Origin of the sequence: Burkholderia sp. BCC1640, from assembly GCF_902833125.1 — a bacterium.
Lineage (GTDB): Bacteria > Pseudomonadota > Gammaproteobacteria > Burkholderiales > Burkholderiaceae > Burkholderia > Burkholderia diffusa.
The window spans coordinates 105,922-123,510 of record NZ_CADFEF010000023.1 but is presented as its reverse complement, the minus strand read 5'-3'; the positions used below and the strand labels follow the sequence as shown (position 1 = coordinate 123,510).

Here is a 17,589-nt window from a genome sequence, read left to right as displayed (position 1 = left end):
GAAATAAGGTGCATCCTCGGGGCAAACTTCTCCGAATGGGCGGCGCTTCGCTTCGGTATCCGGCCATTCCCCGCCCACATCGCCGACCACCTCGCGCGATCGCCTATTAATCAGTGTTTCCCTAGTGCAGCGTCTCGGGCGCGAGCGAATTGCTCGGCAACAACGCCGTCAGCGCGCAATTGCTCGGCGCGGCCTTGCCGCCGAAGCGGTCGTAGAGCCAGGGCAGCATCCCGGCCACCCACGGCGCGATCGCGCCCGCATGTTCGAGCGGATATTCGGTGTACACGACCGGCACGCCGCTGGCACAGAACTTCTGCGCGAGCGCGCGTACATCGTACGCGAGCATCACGCCGTCGCCCACCTGGCTACCGAACGTGCCGTCGAGCATGCCGGCCGTGCCCTGAACGATGTACATCGGAATCGTCGGCGACGCGGCCAGCCCGGCGTTCACCTTGTTCGCGTAGGTCACGTACGCCGGAATGCTGTTGATGTCGTTCGCGTATTGCGGCTTGAACAGCGTCGCCCAACGCAGCCCCGTGTATTTCGGCAGGATGTAGGCGAGCGACTGGTTCTGGATGTCGTTGAACACGGCGACGCCGCTGTCGCTCAGATACGGCGTCAGATCGAAGCCGAAGCCGCGCGACAGCCCGGCGAGCGCGGCCGCCGCGACGCCGCCCCAGACGATGCTGCCGTCGACGTAGCGCAGGTTGTGCGCGGGGTCGACCAGCACGCCGCCCTCGGCCGCGCCGACGAGCTGCTTGTTGACGTCCGGCGCATAGCTCGGCGCGAGTTGCGCGGCCCAGTTCGTCGCGATCGCACCGCCGGAATAGCCGATCATCGCGACCTTGCTGGACGGCGCGAGGCCCGTCGACGGCGTGTTGAGCGCCGCGCGGATCGAATCGAGCGTCGTCATCCCGTATTCGGGGCCGGCAGCGAAGTCCGCCGTCTGGCCTTCGGTATCGGGCACGATCACGTTGTAGCCGAGCAGCAGCAGCGTCGACAGCGGGATCGATTCCGCGCTGTAGAGCAAGGTGCCGACGTTGATGATCTTCGTGACGTCGCGATCGCCGGCGATCACCTGCGACGGTTCGTCGTAAGGATTCAGCGAGTCGTAGGCCGACTGGTACGAGATCGCCCGGCCGTTGCTGACCGGGCTCCGGATCACCGACGTCACGTTGACGACCGGCCGGTTCTGCGCGTCGTTGGTGCGATACAGCAACTGCTGGGCGGTCACCGCGGTCGGCATTCCGGCCACGTGATAGGTGACGGTTCGCGTGTTGAGCACCGTGCCGGGTGGAATCGATTTCAACGGCGTGGCGCCCGTATACGTGTAGAACGGGTCGGTCACGGTGGCCGCACCTGCATGGACCGACGACGTGGCGACAGCCAGCACGGCGGCCGCGATCGTCATCAAACGTTTGGAGGACATCGGAGTTGCCTCTGGGGATAACCTGCTTTTCATCGAGGAAGTTCGCTGTGTTGCGACTTGTCCGGATTGCGGCGTCAAGACGGGTTCCTGGCCATTGGCTGTCTCCTTTGAGTGAAGGGTCTCTTCTGTTTTCGTTATGTCATTTAGTAGGACTGCAAACCGGATGAATTGAAGCACAGCGAGAACGGAATCGATGCGGATTTCCCGTTGTTTGAAGGTAAACGCCTAAACCGCTTCGCGACGATCGTTCTCCGCGAGACGCTCCAGCCGTACGGCCGAGTGTCGCGTATCACCGAGGTACCGTACGATCACGACTGTCCGCCGCCGATGGTGCCTCACGTTCGGCGCGAGCCATCCACGACTCTCACGCAAATATGAAAAAGACACTTGCCGCGTTGCTGCTGTGCATTGCGTTGCCTGCGTCGGCCGAGGTCAGCACCGAGGTGCTGTGCTTCAGGACGACCGGCGACAAACCCGTGCGCTTCGAATTGCGCACGTATTACGACGACGTGGCGAAGTGGCAAGGGGGCGTCGTCCGCTACGCGAAATCGAAGACGTCGATTCCGCTGCTGCTCAAGCACGTGGATCAGGAAGCACTCGCGGAAGGCCGCCCGTACCAGTTCACGACGACGTGGTGGGAAATGGTCGACGGCAAGATCAACGGCGAATACGAAATGATGAGCCAGGGTGCGATCGTCTATTCGATGACGTACACCAATGCGCGCACCGGCAAGAAGACCGATTTCGCGTGGGCGCAGGACGTCGATGCGTCCGAGAAGACGGGGTGCCGCTGGTAGCGCAGGTTCGAGCGGTGTCGGGAGGTGCGTTCGTCACCCGGCGCGCCTTCGTCCGCGCCGGTGTCGAGTTGGCTCGGCGGGCGGTCAGCCGGCGTCGCCCGGGGTATCGACGTCGATCCCGAGTTCGGTCGCCATGCGCTGGACGAGTGCGTTCAGCCGCGCCACTTCATCCGAAAGCCGCTTCTGTTCGGCCTTCAGCGCCTCGAACTCGGACGGCGGAACGGAATCCGCGCCGCCGCCGGCATCCGAACCGGCGAAGTCGGCGACGTTCACCTCACCGCACATCAAGTGCATCCAGCGATTCTCGCGCGCACCGGGCGCACGCGGCAACCGGACGACGAGCGGCTGCGCACGCGCCGCGAGTTCGTCGAGGAATGCCTCGACCGACGAGATGTCCGCGAAGCCGTGCAGGCGTGCGCTGTTCAGGCGCAGTTCGGCGGCCGTCTGCGGGCCGCGCAGCAGCAGGATCGTCAGCAGCGCGATCGCCTGGCTCGGAATCCCGAGCACACGGTTCATGTTGTGCTCGAAACGCGGCACGCGGCTGCTGCTTCCTTCCATCACGAGGCTCAGGTGCTTGAGCCCGTCGAGCGCGGTCGTGACCTCGTCCTCGCTGACGTTCATCACCGGCGAGCGCGCGGTCTTCTGGTTGCAGCCCGAGGTCAGCGCATTCAGCGAGAGCGGATAGGTGTCGGGCACGGTGTGCTGCTTCTCGACGAGCACCCCGAGAATGCGGGCCTCGAGGGGCGTAAGTTCGCGCAAGGCGCGTGGCGTGGGCATGTCCGGCGTGGTGTTCATGGATGCGTCGCAGCGTGCAGCAAGTGAAAGGAAACGGTCGCGCCCCGTCCGGCGTCTCGAACGGGCGAGCCATATGATAGCTCGCGACGTGGTGCCCGGCGCCACGCGCCGCCATGGCGTGCGGACTTGCCGCAGTCCGCTTTCGTCCAACGTATCGGCCGCGCGGCGGTGCATGCGTTCGACGTCGCGAATTCACACACCGCGCCCGCGCGCGGCGTCGCCCGCGTTTGCGCGTCGCGCGGGCCGGCGCTACGATACGCGTTCACTTTTGGACATGCCGCGCCGCACGCGGCCGACTTCGCCCGCCACGCCAGCACCGCGCATCGCCCGTCCCGCACGCCGTGCCGCGGCGCATGCGCGCCACGCGTCAACACGCTTCATCCGTTCACTCATTCATCGCCATGACCGCATCCATTTCAGCGCCGCACGTGCGCGCCATCGTCACCGGACACACGCGCGGCCTCGGCGCGTCGCTCGCCGAACAACTGCTGCAGGAAGGCATCGCCGTGCTCGGCGTGTCGCGCAGCCGTCATCCGTCGCTCGCCGCGCGGGCCGGCGACCGTTTCGCCGACATCGAGCTCGACCTGTCGGACACGTCGGCCGTCGCGGCCTGGCTCGCCGGCGACACGCTGCGCCGCTTCGTCGACGGTGCGTCGATCGTGCTGCTCTTCAACAACGCTGGCATCGTCGATCCGATCGGCTCGCTCGACGCGCAGGACCCGGCGCTCGTCGCACGCGCGGTCGGCGTGAACGTCGCGGCGCCGCTGATGCTGTCGGCCGCGCTCGTGCAGGCGGCGGCGGCGCCGACCGAATGCCGGATCCTGCACGTATCGAGCGGCGCCGCGCGCAACGCGTATGCGGGCTGGAGCGTCTACTGCGCGACCAAGGCGGCGCTCGATCATCACGCGCGCGCCGTCGCGCTCGACGCGAACCGCGCGCTGCGGATCTGCAGCGTCGCGCCGGGCGTCGTCGACACCGGCATGCAGGCGACGATCCGCTCGACCAGCGAAGCGAACTTCCCGATGCGCGAGAAATTCGACCAGTTGAAGTCGAGCGGCGCGCTGTCGACGCCCGAGGCGGCCGCGCGGCAATTGATCGGCTATGCACTGAGCGACGCGTTCGGTTCGGTGCCGACGGCCGACGTTCGCGAATTGCCCGCAACCTGATCCGGGATAGAATTTTGCGGTTGCCTTTCCCCGAGGATCCCCCGATGGTCACGAAGACCACCGCTCCGTTCCAGCAGATCAAGACGCTCGTCCGCCAGAATGTCGACGCGGGCGACTGGCGCCCGGGGGACCGCATTCCGTCCGAACTCGATCTTGCCGCGCAATTCGGCGTCGCGCGCATGACGGTCAACCGCGCGCTGCGCGAGCTGACCGAGGAAGGCGTGCTGAAACGCATCGCGGGCGTCGGCACCTTCGTCGCCGAGGCGAAGCCGCAGTCGAACCTGCTGATGATCGCGCACATCCGCGACGAGATCCGCGCGCGCGGCCACGAGTATCGCTGCCGCGTGCTCAGCCAGTCGCGCGAGCCCGCGTCGTTCGACGTCGCGGCTGCGTTCGGGCTGGCGGTCAACACGCCGGTCTTTCACGTGGTGTGCGTGCACGAGGAAAACAGCCGCCCAATCCAGTTGGAGGATCGCTACGTGAACCCGGCCGCCGCGCCCGAATTCATCGACCAGGATTTCCAGGTCGAGCCGCCGTCCGAATACCTGTTCAACAACGTGTCGCACTACGAACTGGAGATCGAGCACGTGGTCGACGCGTCGCTGCCGACCGGCGAACAGGCGCGGCTGCTCGACATGCGCGCCGACGAGCCGTGCCTCACGCTCACGCGCCGCACCTGGACGAACGGACTGCCCGTCACGTTCGTACACTTCCTGCATCCCGGCAACCGCTATCGGCTCGGCTCGCGCTTCAAGCCGGGCGCCGGGCGGCACCAGACCTGAACCTCCCGCGACGCTCGAAAACGACCACGCGCGGCGTCCGCTTCATCGCGAAGCGGACGCCGCGCGCGTGATGTGACTTGATGTCGTCGCTATCCGCCGCTTACGCTCGGATCGCCCCGACCTGCCCCGCGCCGCGCGACCACACGACCGGAAACAGCGGATGTTCGAGCGGCGCGCCGTCCGGCAGTTCGTCCGCGAGCCCCGGGAAATCGGGCGACGTCTTCCAGCGGCGCGGCGCGTGACGGATGTCGTCGCCGACGAAGCGGATCGAAAACGCGCGCCGACGATTCTGCGTCCCGCCCGACGCGTGCAGCGTCAGCATCCGGAAGCACACCATGTCGCCGGGCTCGAGCGCCCAGTGGCGGATCGGGAACGCCGAACGGTCGGCCTCGATGTCGGGCAGGTCGGCGAGGCTGCCTTCCGGGAACCACTTCGCCTCCTTGTCCATAAACGTGCGCGGCATCAGCCACGGCCCCCGGTGCGAACCCGCGACGAATTCCAGCGTCGACTCGAGCGGCACCGGATCGACCGGAATCCACATGCTGACGTTGTCGTCGCCTTCGATGTTGTAGTACGGCTGGTCCTGATGCCACGGCGTGCGCTGCCGCGTGCCGGGCTCCTTCACAAGCAAGTGGTCGTGATGCAGCCGCACCGTCCGCGTGCCCATCAGCGCGGCGGCCACCGACGGCGCGGGCGAGCGCACGATGAAGTCGCGGTACGCGTCGTTGTGCTGCCAGTTGCAGAAGTCCTCGAAGAACCAGCCCGGGTCGTCGGGCCGGCTCGCGACCTTCGCGCGCTCGCTCGGCTGCGCGAGGTTCGCGTCGATGCCGGCACGCAGCGCGGCCACTTCGCCGGGCGAGAAGATGCCCTTGATGCAGACCGCGCCTTCTTCACGGAAGGCGGCGATCAGTTCGGGCGTCACGGCTGTCGCGACGCGATCCTGGATACTCGTCATGGCTTGCCTGTCGATTGAATGCGTCACGGGGTCACGGTGCGGCGGTCAGCTGCTGCTTCGCGCCGTAGATGTCGAAGTCGAAGTATTTCGCGGCGATCTTCTGGTACGTGCCGTTCGCGCGGATCGCGGCGATCGCGTCGTTGAGCCGCTTTTTCATCTCGGCGTCGCCCTTGCGCACGCCCATCGCGACGCCGTAGCCGGTGATGCGCACGTCGGTCACGTCGGGGCCCGCGAACGCGTAGCCCTTGCCGCGCGGTGTCTTCAGGAACGAATAGCCGGCCTGCGTCTTGTCCTGGAAGGTCGCGTCGAGACGGCCGTTCACCAGATCCTGATACACCTGGTCCTGGTTCTGGTACGACACGATCGTCACGCCCTTGGTCGCCCATTCGGCCTTCGCGTACGCCTCCTGCGTCGTGCCCTGGTCGATCCCGACGCGCTTGCCGGCGAGCGACGCGGCGGTCGGCAGCAGTTTCGAGCCGGCCGGCGCGACGAGCGCACCCGGCGACGCGTACAGCTTGTTCGAGAAGTCGATCTGCTTGAGCCGCTCGTCGGTGGCCGTCATCGCGGACATGATCACGTCGAACTTGCGCGCGCGCAGCGCCGGAATCATCCCGTCGAAGCCCTGCTCGACCCACACGCATTTCGCGCGCAACTGCTCGCAGATCGCGTTGCGAAGATCAATGTCGAAGCCGGCGAGCGAGCCGTCGGGCTGCTTCGCCTCGAACGGCGGATAGGTGGGATCGATGCCCCAGCGGATCGTCGCCGTGTCCTGCGCGACCGAGACGAGCGGCGCGAACGCCAGCGCGGAAACGACGAGCTTTGCAGTGCGGTTCATGGTGTGTCCTTGTGGTCTCGACGCGGCGGGCGAGCGCCGGGCGTCCATTGGGGAGCGTCGTGCCGGCAGGCCCGGCGCGGTACGCGAAAGACTGGGACTTCGATGAAACTGCGATGCAGTCTAGACCGCTCGATTTTCGAGCGCAAACCGAAGAAATGAAGGCGGAGTGGACGGGCGGGAATTACGCGGAGAAATCGCGCAGAAAGAGCGATCTAACCCACAAAATATAGAAACTTGCCGGGAGTTTGTGCGTGTTCAGGCGTTTACCCGGTAATGCGCACAGCCAACGGAGAGCGTATTCGATCGGATATCCACAAGCCGGGACGATCAGAAATCGCTGGCAAATCAGACCGTCACTCTTCGCGAGTTACCTTGGCCGCGATTCCGACCTATACCGCATCGATGCCACGGTCGAACCGACTCATGTGATCGGCGTTCATACCCGCCCGCACTGCTTCCACATCATCGCCGCCCGTGCACCGCAATCAGCCGCGCCGCGCCGCCGGTCCCCGGGCGCCGGGTCCGGCGAAACCGCGATTGCCCACGGGCTCGGCCCATGTTAAAAATCGTCGCGCGTATTTGAAAATGAAATGTTGCAAGCCGAAAAAGTGCGGATATGAATAGACCTTTGTTCGACCTCGACCTGTTGCGCGCGCTCGTGATGGTCGCCGACTGCGGCAGCTTCACGACCGCGTCCGCGCGCCTGCATTCGACGCAGTCGACGGTCAGCCAGAAGGTGCGGCGGCTGGAGGAGATCGCCGGGCATCGCCTGCTCGACCGCGGCACGCGCGACGTGCGGCCGACCGACGCCGGCGTGACGGTGCTCAGCTACGCGCGGCGCATGATCGCGCTGAACGACGAGATGCTGGAGGCGCTGTCGGGCGCGACCGTCGCGCTGACGATCCGGCTCGGCGTGCCCGACGATTTCGCGGCGGGCCGCACGACCCATGCGCTCGCCGCCTTCAAGCGCGATCATCCGCAGGTGAAGCTCGAGGTGATGTGCGGGCTGAGCCGCGACATTTGCGCGGCCTACGATCGCGGCGAGCTCGATCTCGCGCTGATCAAGCAGCGGCGCGACAGCCGCGAGGCGGTGGCGCGCTGGCCGGAGAAGCTGCGCTGGATCGACAGCGCGCAACATCCGACGATCGACCTCGATCCGGTGCCGATCGTCGTGTTTCCGCCGCGCGGGCTCTATCGCGACGACATGATCAAAGCGATCGAGGAACGCGGCCGCCGCTGGCGGATCAGCTTCACGACGTCGAGCCTGAGCGGCATCCAGGCGGCCGTCGCGGACGGGCTCGGCATCAGCGTGCTGCCCGCGCGCGTGGTGACCGACGACCACGTGGTGCTGACCGAGGAACACGGCGGCTTCGCGCCGATCGAGAACATGGACATCGCGATCCTGCATCGGCCGACGGCCGATCCGATGGTCAGCGAACTGACGAAGGCGCTCGCGGCGATGCTGGAGCACGAAGAGGATTGAGCGCGGCGATGCGGGTCGGCATTAGCCGAGCAACCGCGTAACCGGGAATGCGCGCGCATCAGAACATCGTGTTCCCGTTTGCCGCCTGCTCCGGCACCGGCTGGTTCACGTCCCAATGCTCGACGATCTTGCCGTGCTCGAGCCGGAAGATATCCATGATCGCGCTACCGCGCGTGCCGGGTTCGCGCACCGCGTGCACGTGCAGGATCACGTAGTCGCCGTCGACGAACGACCGCTTGATCTCGCTGTGCGACTGCGGATACTTGTCGCGCAGAAACGCGACGAACTTGCGGAAGCCGTCGCGGCCGTCGGCCGCGTTCGGGTTGTGCTGCACGTATCGGTTGCCGACATAGGCGAGCGCGGCATCCGCATCCTTCTCGTTCAGGCCTTTCTCGTAAAACGCGAGCACCGTGCGGCGATTCGCTTCCTGCCGCGCGTCGTCGGGGCCGGCCGCCGTCGCATGCGCGGCCGCCGCCGCGAACGTTGCCGCCGCCATCCATCTGGCGGCGCGTGCCGCCCTCGTGCGCGTGCATCGCATCGTCGTCTCCCCGGAGATCAGGCTGAAGAAGGCCCGATCATACCGGCACGATGCGGCGTTCGGCTCAGACCAGCACGCCGTTACGCGCGACGATCTTCCCCGACGATACGACAAGCCGCCGCGTCGGCCGCGCGACGACGGCCTCGGCGAACGTCAGCGCATCGACGAGCACGACGTCCGCACGCTTGCCCGCCTCCAGACCGTAGTCGGCGAAGCCGCAGCCGCGTGCCGCGCCGTGCGTCACGCAATCGAGCGCGACTTCGAGCGCGTCGTCGCGGCGGAAATCGTTGCGCATGCCGATCAGCATCGCGCGTTCGAGCATGTCGGGCGAACCGTACGGCGTCCACGTATCGCGCACGCCGTCGTTGCCGCCGATCACGGTCACGCCGGCCGCGCGGCACGCGGCGACCGGCGGCACCGGCACCGCGGCCGGCGCGGTCGTGACGATCGCGACGCCGAGTTCGGCCATCCGCGCGAGCAGCGCGTCGCGCTCGCGCTCGGCGATGTCGCCGAGGCAGAAGCCGTGGCTGATCGTGACTTTGCCCTGCATGCCGAGCGCGGCGGTGCGCTGCAGGATCAGGTCGAGCGAGTACGCGCCCATCGACCCGCGCTCGTGCAGGTGCAGGTCGAGCCCGCGGCCGTGACGCTCGGCAATCCCGAACAGCACGTCCACCGCCTCGACCGGATCGCCTTCGATCGCGCACGGGTCGAGCCCGCCGAGCAGGTCGGCGCCGGCGCCGAGCGCGTCGGACAGCAGCGCGGCGGTGCCGGGCCGCTTCAGCACGCCCGACTGCGGAAACGCGACGATCTGGATCTCCACCTGGTCGCGCAGCGTCTCGCGCGTCGCGAGCACGCCGTGCAGATGCCGCAACCCGGCCTCGGTGTCGATGTCCACGTGCGTGCGGATGCGCGTCGTGCCGGCCGCGAGGAACGCGCGCGACAGCGCAAGCGATGCGGCGCCGGCATCATGGCCGCTCGTCGCGCGGTAGTTGCGTTCGTTCTCGATGCGGTCGACGAGGCGCGGCCCCACCGCGTTGCGATACCACGGCATCCCCCAGTGGGTCTTGTCGAGGTGCGTGTGGCCTTCGACGAGGCCGGGCAGCGCGAGCGCGCTCGCGCCGTCCTCGATCGCGCAGCCGGCGGGCGCGTCGAGCGACGGGCCGACGCGCGCGATGCGCTCGCCTTCGATCAGGATGTCGAGCGCTTCGTCGGCGTGCGTGCGGACGTTGCGGATCAGCAGGTTCGTCATGTCGGTTCCGGTGTGGTCGGTCAGTGCAAGGCCGTCACGATGCACGCACCGCGACGGCGGTCAGGTCGCTATCGCGTTATCGCGTGAAACGCTGTGCCGGCGCGAACGGCGCACCGGTATCGCTTTCGCCGCGTCGGAACACCCAGCGTTCGGCCGGCACGCCGGCGACGGCGGCCGCCGCATTCGGCGCGCGCACCGCGACGAAGCTCGCGTCGCAGCCGACCGCGATGCCGTAGTCGGCCTTGCCGATCGCGCGCGCGCCGGCATGCGTCGCCATGTCGAGTGCGATGCCGAGCGCTTCGTCGGTGTAGAAGCCCGAGCGGTAGCCGACCATCATCGCGCGCTGCAGCATGTCGCCGTTCCCGTACGGCCACCACGCATCGCGAATGTTGTCGTTGCCGGCGAACACGTGCACGCCCGCATCGCGCAGTTGCCGCACCGGCGGGAATGCGCAATCGCCAGGCGCGTTGGTCAGGATCGACACGCCGGCGCTGGCGAGTGCCGCGGCCGCACGCTCGACGTCGCCGTGATCGACCTGGCCGAGCGCATACGCGTGGCTCACGTTCACGCGGCCGCCGAGGCCCGCCGCGCGCGTGCGCGCCGCGATCCGCAACAATTGCGCGATGCCGGTCTCGCCCGGTTCGTGCAGGTGGATGTCGATCTTCGCGCCGCGCTTCTCGGCGATGCCGAACACGATGTCGAGCTGGCCGTCCGCGTCGCCGTCGAGCGTCGTCGGGTCGATCCCGCCGACCACGTCCGCGCCTTCGCGCACGGCCGCATCGAGAATCGCGGCGGTGCCCGGACACGTCACCACGCCGGCCTGCGGGAACGCGACCAGTTCGATGTCGACGATCCCGCGCCATTGTTCGCGCGCGGCCATCACGGCCTGCAGGTTCGACAGGCCCGTCGTCGCGTCGACGTCGACGTGGCTGCGCATCGCGATCGTGCCGAACGCGGCGGCCTGCGCGATCAGCGCATTCGCGCGTTCGACGATCGGCGGCGCGGCCGCGAGCTGGCGCTTCTCGACCGCGAGCCGCTCGCGCAGCGAGCCGACCGGTTCGTGCGGCACCCAGCGGTCGCCGACGAAGCTCTTGTCGAGATGGATGTGGCCGTCGACGAAGCCGGGCAGCACGACGCGCCCGCCGAGGTCGATCGTTTCCGCGCCGGGCGCGGCCGTGCAATCGGCCCCGATCGCGACGAAGCGGCCGTCATGGACGGCGAGGTTGACGGGCTGGCCGCCGGCATCGACGGCGTTGGTGAAGAAGCGATCGGTCATGACTCGGAATGTGTGGGGCGGTCGCTGCGCGACGCCGGCGCGGACGGGGGAAAGATCCGCGGCCGGCACGGCACGGCCGTTGGCAGGGAATGCGGTCACGATATCGGACGGGGCGGCCAGTGGCCAATTAAATGTCGCGATGCCGTGCATTCGATTTCGCGATGTGCGGACGGGCCGTCCCGTCGGGCCTGGCGCGGCGATGGGGTGCGATCATCGGGGCGGCGCCCGCATTGCCGATAAACGTGCATCGGCGCGGTCGCGGTCGAGCATGTCGCGCCGCCGCGCCCGGCCGCGATTTGCGCGGCAACAGACTTTACACGTTGTTACCCGGCCGCACCGGACGCGCAATCGCCCTTTCCTTATACTCACGCCGAGTTCGCCACCCGTCCCGGAATTCGTCGGCGAACACGTTGCCGATGCAGGAAACATCATGATGCGCATGCCTTCCACGAAGACCGTTCTGTTCGCCTCGCTCGTCGCCGTGGCGGCGCTTCCGCTGACCGCCTGTGTCGCGCCGGGCTACTATGGCGCGCAGCCGGGCTATCCGCAGCAGCAATACGCGACGCCCGGTTACGCGCAGCCCGCGTATTCGCAACCCGGCTACGTGCAGCAGCCGGCGTATCCGAGCCAGGCGCCGCAGTACGACCAATACGGCAACCCGCAGTACGGCGGCCAGTACGGCAACGGCTACGGCACGCAATACGGCACCGTCGCGAACATCCAGCCGGTCAGCGGCTCGATCGGCGCGTCGGGCGTCGCCGGCACCGTCGTCGGTGCGCTGGTCGGCGGCCTGGTGGGCAACCAGTTCGGCCGCGGCCACGGCCGCGATGCAGCCACCGTGATCGGCGCGCTCGGCGGCGCCGTCGCCGGCAACCAGATCGGCCAGCAGATGGGCGCGGCCCAACCGCCGAGCGGCTATCGGATCGACGTGCAGGTCAGCGACGGCTCGACGCGCTCGTTCGACGTGCAGTCGCCGGGCAACCTGCGCCCGGGCGATCGCGTCCAGATCAACGGCAATCAGCTGTCGCGGTATTGACGTGGGTCGCATGCGCCTGAGCTGATCGGGCGCATCGCGGACACCTCACGTCGCGTCGCGTCGGAATTTCGCGCGCCCGACATCGTGCGCCGCTTCGGCGCAACGCGTGGGCGCGCCTCGCTTCATCCAGCTCCTTCCCTCCGCGCGGCATGCTTGTCGCGTACGGCATGGCATCGCCACCCGCGGTCGGGCTCGCATCGAACGCAGCGGCCGGTATGTCCGCATCCGGTTCGTTTCCACTTGCATCCGTTCGACGCCGAGTGCGCGATTGCCCGCAGGCATCGCGAACGCTCATCGATTCTCCACGCGTCACCTCCATCGCCCTTCGCCCATCGGTGCCGTATTGCTTCACGCATGCCGATGCGGCACGTCGAACGCACGAGCAAGCGGATGCGTTTCCGCTTAGCATTGCCGATGCCCTGCCGCGCGTCGCGTCGCAGATTCCGATATCCCGGCACACCAACGACAATCCCGACCGATGATCACGATCCGCCTGCTCGACGCCGCCGACGCGGCGCAATTCCAGTCCGTCCGCCTGCGCGCGGTCGACACGTCGCCGACCTCCTTCCTGCCGACCCGCGACGAAGAAGCAGGCGTCCCGATCGATGAATTCGCGACGCGCATCACCCCAACCCTCGAGCGCGCCGTGTTCGGCGCGTTCGACGACGCAACGCTCGTCGGCATCACGGGCGTGCGCCGCGATGCGCGCGCGAAAGTCGCGCACAAGGCGACGATCTGGGGCGTGTTCGTCGACTCCGCGTATCGCGGGCGCGGCATCGCGCAATCGCTGCTCGACAGCGCGACCGCGCACGCAGCGCAAGCGTGGCAGTGCACGCAACTGGTCCTGTGCGTGAACGAGATCAACGGCACCGCGGAACGGCTGTACGCGTCGCAGGGGTTCGTCCGGTTCGGCACGGAACCGCGGTCGCTGTTCGTCGACGGCCGCTTCTACGACGAACACCACATGGTCAAGACGCTGGCATGACGCGTCGCGTTCGCGCGCACCGGCAGGCCGCACGCGAACGCCCCTCCTCGCCGTTACGTCACCGCTTGTCGGTGATCGTCGTGTTGGCGCCTGCCCGGCGATCGTCACGTTCGTCAGCGTCATCGCGCTCACGTTGAACGCATGGATCGGCCCCTGCGCGCCGATCGCCTGTGTGCGCCCACTCACCTCTCAGTCATAGAGAAAAAGACATACGTTGTCGTATCTTTATGCGCAAAAACTCCATACCTGATGGATACGCGGTCAGGCCCGAATCGACCGTGCGCATGGAATATGACAAGCTCGCGGAAGCATCCCCCGTCCATGCAACCCCGTCACAGGAGCCTCAATTGCAGACCCGCCACGGAGTCGACCTCATCCGCGCCCGCGCACTGTTCGATCGCGAGCGCCGTGCATTCACCGAAGCCATGCCGATCTCCCGCGCGTTGTCCGCGGAAGCGTCCGAGCATTTGCTGTTCGGCGTGCCGTTGCACTGGATGCAGGACTGGTCGACGCCGTTCTCGCTGGTCGTGAAGGAAGCGCGCGGCGCAACCTTCACCGACGTCGACGGTCATCGCTACGCGGACTTCTGTCTCGGCGACACCGGCGCGATGTTCGGCCATGCGCCCGAACCGGTCGCGCGCGCACTTGCCGAGCAGGCGACGCGCGGCTACACGACGATGCTGCCGAGCGAGGACGCGGCGTGGGTCTCGCGCGAACTCGCGCGCCGCTTCAAGCTGCCGGTCTGGCAATTCGCGCTGAGCGCGAGCGACGCGAACCGCTTCGTGCTGCGCTGGGCGCGCGCGGCCACCGGCCGCAATACGATCGTCGTGTTCAACGGCTGCTATCACGGCACGGTCGACGACGTGTTCGTCGATCTCGTCGACGGCCGCCCGGTGCAGCGCGACAGCCTGCTCGGGCAGTCCTACGACCTGCTCGCGAACACGCGCGTGGTCGAGTTCAACGATCTCGACGCGCTCGAAGCGGCGCTGAAGGACGGCGACGTCGCGTGCGTGCTCGCCGAACCGGCGATGACGAACATCGGGATGGTCCTGCCCGATCCGGGCTTCTGGGAGGCCGCACGCGAACTGACGCGCCGCTACGGCACGCTGCTCGTGATCGACGAAACGCACACGATCAGCAGCGGCCCCGGCGGCTACGCGGCCGCGCACGGTCTCGAACCGGACGCGCTGGTGGCCGGCAAGCCGATCGCGGGCGGCGTCCCGTGCGCGGTCTACGGGTTCAGCGCCGAATTCGCGGCGCGCGCGAAAGAGGCGAAGCTGAACGCGCCGCCCGGCCATTCCGGGATCGGCACGACGCTCACCGCGAACATGCTGGCCATGCATGCAATGCGCGCGACGCTCGCCGAAGTCGCGACCGATGCCGCGTATGCGCACATGTTCGAACTGGCCGCGCGGCTCGCGACCGGGCTCGAACGGGCGATCGCGAAACACGGGCTGCCGTGGTGCGTGACGCGCATCGGCGCGCGCACCGAGTTCCAGTTCACGCCCGTGCCGCCGCGCAACGGCACGATCGCGGGCGAACAGCTCGACAGCGAGCTCGAGCACATCGTGCATCTGTACCTGCTGAACCGCGGCGTGCTGATCACGCCGTTCCACAACATGATGCTCGTGTGCCCGCAGACGACGGCCGACGACGTCGATACGCTCGTCGCGCAGTTCGACGCGTGCCTGGGCGAACTGGCGTGACGTGATGCAGCGTGCGTTCGGCTCGCCCGCGACGGCGAGCCGAACGCACGCCCGGCGCTACTTCGGCAGATCCGTCGGATCGACCTGCGTGCCGGGCACACCTGCGGTGCGCGCACTCGCTTCAAGCTCGTCGCGCAGCGCCGCACGCGTATCGCCGCCGCCGGAATCCTGCCCCGACGCACCGCTGCCATCGAGTGCCGGCAGGATGTAGCCATTCACCATCCGGCGGAACAGCTTCACGTTCTCCGCGTCGCGCAGGCCGCCATCCACCGGCAGCACGCCGGTCATCACGATCACCGTGTTGCGCTTCGGGAGCACCGTGATGAATTGCCCCTTGAAGCCCATCGCGTCGAATTCGGGCTCGCTCGCGACGATGTTGTTGATCCACCAGTAGTAGCCGAAATGCGGCGACACGCGCGGCGACGTCATCTGCGCGATCCACGCCTGCGGCACGACCTGACGCCCCTGCCAGCGCCCGCCGTCGAGCACGAGCATGCCGATCTTCGCCATGTCGACTGCGCGCAGCCGCAGCCCCCAGCCGGCCGATACGAGCCCCGTGCGGTCCGCGCGCGCCCATGCGGCGCGCTTCATGTCGAGCGGGCCGAACAGATGCGCCTGCGCATAGCGCTCGACGGGTTCGCCGGCCGCCGCGCTCAGCATCGCCGACGCGAGGATCGGATTCACGTCGGTGTACTCGAACGCGGTGCCGGGCGCGACCTTCGGCGCCGCCGACGCGGCGAGCTTCAGCCGGTCCGGCGCGGTGTAGTAGATCGGATCGTCCTTCGGGCTGAAGTCGTAATGCAGGCCGCTCGACATCGACAGCACGTGCTTCAGCTCGATGCCGCGCTTGTCCGCGAGCGCGTCGCCGAGATCGGGACGCCATGCGGTGAGCCGCGCGGCCACCGGTTCGTCGAGATGCACGGCACCGCGATCGACCAGGATGCCCGCGACGAGCGACGTCACGGCCTTCGTCACCGAATACAGTTCGTAGGTCGAATCGCGCGACGCGTTCGCCCCGTAGCGCTCGAAGATCAACTTGCCGTCTTTCACGACGAGCAGGCTGTACACGTCGAGCTTCTGCTCGCGAATCCAGCGCGACAGCTCGACGAGCTTGCGCGAATCCACGCCGACGTCTTCGGGTACGGCCGCCGCGATGCCGGTTTCATGCAGCGGCGGCAGCGCATCGTCCGCATGCGCCACGGACAGCACCGGCGCCGACGCCAGCGCGCCGCCGCCGATCAGCAGCGCCGCCACCCGCGCGAGCAGCCGTCGCATGAAAGGCGCCGCGGGACGCCGCCCATCGCGACGCCACGTGGGCGAATGGTCAATTACATGTGCAATCCTCATCAAATCTCCGGCGCATCGTTGAACGCGGCGGCGGTGCCCGGCACACCCTTCGTCCGACGGCTGCGCGCGAGTTCGTCGCGCAGCGCCTGCGTGGTTTCCGCGCGCTCGACCGGCGGCTGCGCGGGCGTGAGCGCCGGCAGGATGTAATCGCCGACCATCCGTCGATACAGGTTCAGATAGGTCGCGTCGCGCAAGCCGCCATCGGTCGGCAGCAGGCTCGTCATCACGACGACCGCGCGCTGCGCGGGCAGCACCGTGATGAACTGCCCCTTGAAGCCCATCGCGCCGAATTCCGGCGTGCCGTGTTCGACGACGTGGCTGATCCAGCAGTAATAGCCGTAGTCGGCCGCGGCCGGCGACGGCGTCGTCATCTGCCGGACCCAGCCGGCCGGCACGATCTGCTTGCCGTTCCAGCGGCCGTTGTCGAGCAGCAGCATGCCGATCTTCGCCATGTCGACGGCGCGCAGCCGCAGGCCCCAGCCACCCGCCACCGCGCCGGTGCCGTCGGCGCCGCTCCAGCGGTAATGCGCGAAGCCGAGCGGCTCGAACAGCCGCTCGCGCGCGAAGTCGTCCTCGCGTTCCCGCGCGGCGATCGACACGGCCGTGCCGACCAGCACCGGGTTCACGTCGATGTAGTCGAAATGCGTGCCGGGCGCCTGCGCGGCCCGGCTCGTCACCGCGACGCGCAGCCGGTCGGGCGCGTCGTAGTACAGCGGATCGGTGCCTTCGCGCGTCGTGTAGCGCAAGCCGCTCGACATCGACATCAGATGCCGCAGCTCGATGTCCTGCTTGTCCGCGAGTTCGCTCGCGAGATCGGGCCGCGCGGCCGCGATCAGCGGCGCGACCTTCGTCGACGGGCCGAGCTTGCCCTCGCCGTCGAGTATGCCGGCGAGCAGCGCGGTGATCGTCTTCGTCACCGAATACAGCTCGTAGTTGTTGTCGCGCGTGAGGCCGTCGCCGTAGCGCTCGAACACGATCTTGCCGTCCTTCACGACGACGAGGCTGCGCACGTCCATCCGGTCGCGGCGCAGCCATTCGGACAGCCGCACGAGCGGCGCCGAATCGACGCCGGCCGCTTCGGGCACGACGCTCGGCAGGTCCTGAGGCGCGCCGCCCGCGGCCAGCGCCGGGCCGCCGCACGACCCGGCGACGATCGCAGCGGCCGCGATGCCGCGCATTGCGAGGGAAACGCTCATCCTTGCTCCTGTTG

General features: G+C 68.0%; 16 protein-coding genes. 7 read left to right on the top strand and 9 right to left on the bottom strand.

Going from position 1 to position 17,589, the window contains the following annotated elements:
• Window positions 1-121: 121 nt before the first annotated feature.
• Entirely contained in the window at window positions 122-1,429 is a 1,308-nt protein-coding gene (locus tag HWX25_RS23590) for a lipase family protein (RefSeq protein ID WP_175910832.1), read from the bottom strand.
• Window positions 1,430-1,803: 374 nt separating this feature from the next.
• On the opposite strand from HWX25_RS23590, the gene HWX25_RS23585 reads away from it, so the two are divergent.
• On the top strand, window positions 1,804-2,226 hold the full coding sequence (locus tag HWX25_RS23585) for a hypothetical protein (RefSeq protein WP_175910830.1): 423 nt from the start codon (window positions 1,804-1,806) through the stop codon (window positions 2,224-2,226).
• 84 nt (window positions 2,227-2,310) lie between these two features.
• On the opposite strand, the gene HWX25_RS23580 is transcribed toward HWX25_RS23585, so the two are convergent.
• Window positions 2,311-3,021 (bottom strand): YceH family protein, encoded by a 711-nt coding sequence (locus HWX25_RS23580; protein WP_175910828.1) that lies wholly within the window; start codon window positions 3,019-3,021, stop codon window positions 2,311-2,313.
• A 401-nt stretch (window positions 3,022-3,422) separates the two neighbouring features.
• On the opposite strand from HWX25_RS23580, the gene HWX25_RS23575 reads away from it, so the two are divergent.
• A complete protein-coding gene (locus HWX25_RS23575; protein WP_175910826.1) occupies window positions 3,423-4,187 on the top strand; it encodes an SDR family oxidoreductase in 765 nt (254 codons plus the stop codon).
• A 44-nt stretch (window positions 4,188-4,231) separates the two neighbouring features.
• Window positions 4,232-4,969, top strand: a complete 738-nt coding sequence (gene hutC, locus HWX25_RS23570) for a histidine utilization repressor (RefSeq protein WP_175910823.1) — start codon at window positions 4,232-4,234, stop codon at window positions 4,967-4,969.
• Window positions 4,970-5,069: 100 nt separating this feature from the next.
• Here the strand turns inward: hutC and HWX25_RS23565 are convergent, their stop codons facing one another.
• Both HWX25_RS23565 and HWX25_RS23560 read right to left on the bottom strand, forming a co-directional pair.
• Complete coding sequence (locus tag HWX25_RS23565; RefSeq protein WP_175910821.1) at window positions 5,070-5,924, bottom strand: phytanoyl-CoA dioxygenase family protein; 855 nt, start codon at window positions 5,922-5,924, stop codon at window positions 5,070-5,072.
• A 31-nt stretch (window positions 5,925-5,955) separates the two neighbouring features.
• Window positions 5,956-6,759, bottom strand: coding sequence for an ABC transporter substrate-binding protein (locus HWX25_RS23560; RefSeq protein WP_059528891.1), 804 nt, complete (start codon window positions 6,757-6,759; stop codon window positions 5,956-5,958).
• A 616-nt stretch (window positions 6,760-7,375) separates the two neighbouring features.
• On the opposite strand from HWX25_RS23560, the gene HWX25_RS23555 reads away from it, so the two are divergent.
• Window positions 7,376-8,242 carry a LysR family transcriptional regulator gene (locus HWX25_RS23555; protein WP_059818469.1) on the top strand — a complete coding sequence of 289 codons (867 nt, stop codon included), beginning with the start codon at window positions 7,376-7,378 and terminating at the stop codon, window positions 8,240-8,242.
• 58 nt (window positions 8,243-8,300) lie between these two features.
• Here HWX25_RS23555 and HWX25_RS23550 read toward each other — a convergent pair whose 3' ends face one another.
• From HWX25_RS23550 to HWX25_RS23540, 3 genes are all read right to left on the bottom strand, one after another.
• Window positions 8,301-8,738, bottom strand: coding sequence for a nuclear transport factor 2 family protein (locus HWX25_RS23550; RefSeq protein WP_244138791.1), 438 nt, complete (start codon window positions 8,736-8,738; stop codon window positions 8,301-8,303).
• A 106-nt stretch (window positions 8,739-8,844) separates the two neighbouring features.
• Window positions 8,845-10,029 (bottom strand): amidohydrolase family protein, encoded by a 1,185-nt coding sequence (locus HWX25_RS23545; RefSeq protein ID WP_175910817.1) that lies wholly within the window; start codon window positions 10,027-10,029, stop codon window positions 8,845-8,847.
• 76 nt (window positions 10,030-10,105) lie between these two features.
• Window positions 10,106-11,305, bottom strand: coding sequence for an amidohydrolase family protein (locus tag HWX25_RS23540; RefSeq protein ID WP_059818472.1), 1,200 nt, complete (start codon window positions 11,303-11,305; stop codon window positions 10,106-10,108).
• 430 nt (window positions 11,306-11,735) lie between these two features.
• Here HWX25_RS23540 and HWX25_RS23535 point away from each other — a divergent pair, with 430 nt between their 5' ends.
• From HWX25_RS23535 to HWX25_RS23525, 3 genes are all read left to right on the top strand, one after another.
• Window positions 11,736-12,341 carry a glycine zipper 2TM domain-containing protein gene (locus HWX25_RS23535; RefSeq protein ID WP_175910815.1) on the top strand — a complete coding sequence of 202 codons (606 nt, stop codon included), beginning with the start codon at window positions 11,736-11,738 and terminating at the stop codon, window positions 12,339-12,341.
• Between the two features lie 478 nt (window positions 12,342-12,819).
• Window positions 12,820-13,326, top strand: a complete 507-nt coding sequence (locus tag HWX25_RS23530) for a GNAT family N-acetyltransferase (protein ID WP_175910813.1) — start codon at window positions 12,820-12,822, stop codon at window positions 13,324-13,326.
• A gap of 347 nt (window positions 13,327-13,673) precedes the next feature.
• Window positions 13,674-15,032, top strand: coding sequence for an aspartate aminotransferase family protein (locus HWX25_RS23525; protein ID WP_175910811.1), 1,359 nt, complete (start codon window positions 13,674-13,676; stop codon window positions 15,030-15,032).
• Window positions 15,033-15,089: 57 nt separating this feature from the next.
• Here the strand turns inward: HWX25_RS23525 and HWX25_RS23520 are convergent, their stop codons facing one another.
• Window positions 15,090-16,307, bottom strand: a complete 1,218-nt coding sequence (locus tag HWX25_RS23520) for a serine hydrolase (RefSeq protein WP_244138790.1) — start codon at window positions 16,305-16,307, stop codon at window positions 15,090-15,092.
• 71 nt (window positions 16,308-16,378) lie between these two features.
• Window positions 16,379-17,575: a serine hydrolase gene (locus HWX25_RS23515; RefSeq protein WP_175910807.1), complete on the bottom strand. Its 1,197-nt coding sequence runs from the start codon at window positions 17,573-17,575 to the stop codon at window positions 16,379-16,381.
• Window positions 17,576-17,589: the final 14 nt, after the last annotated feature.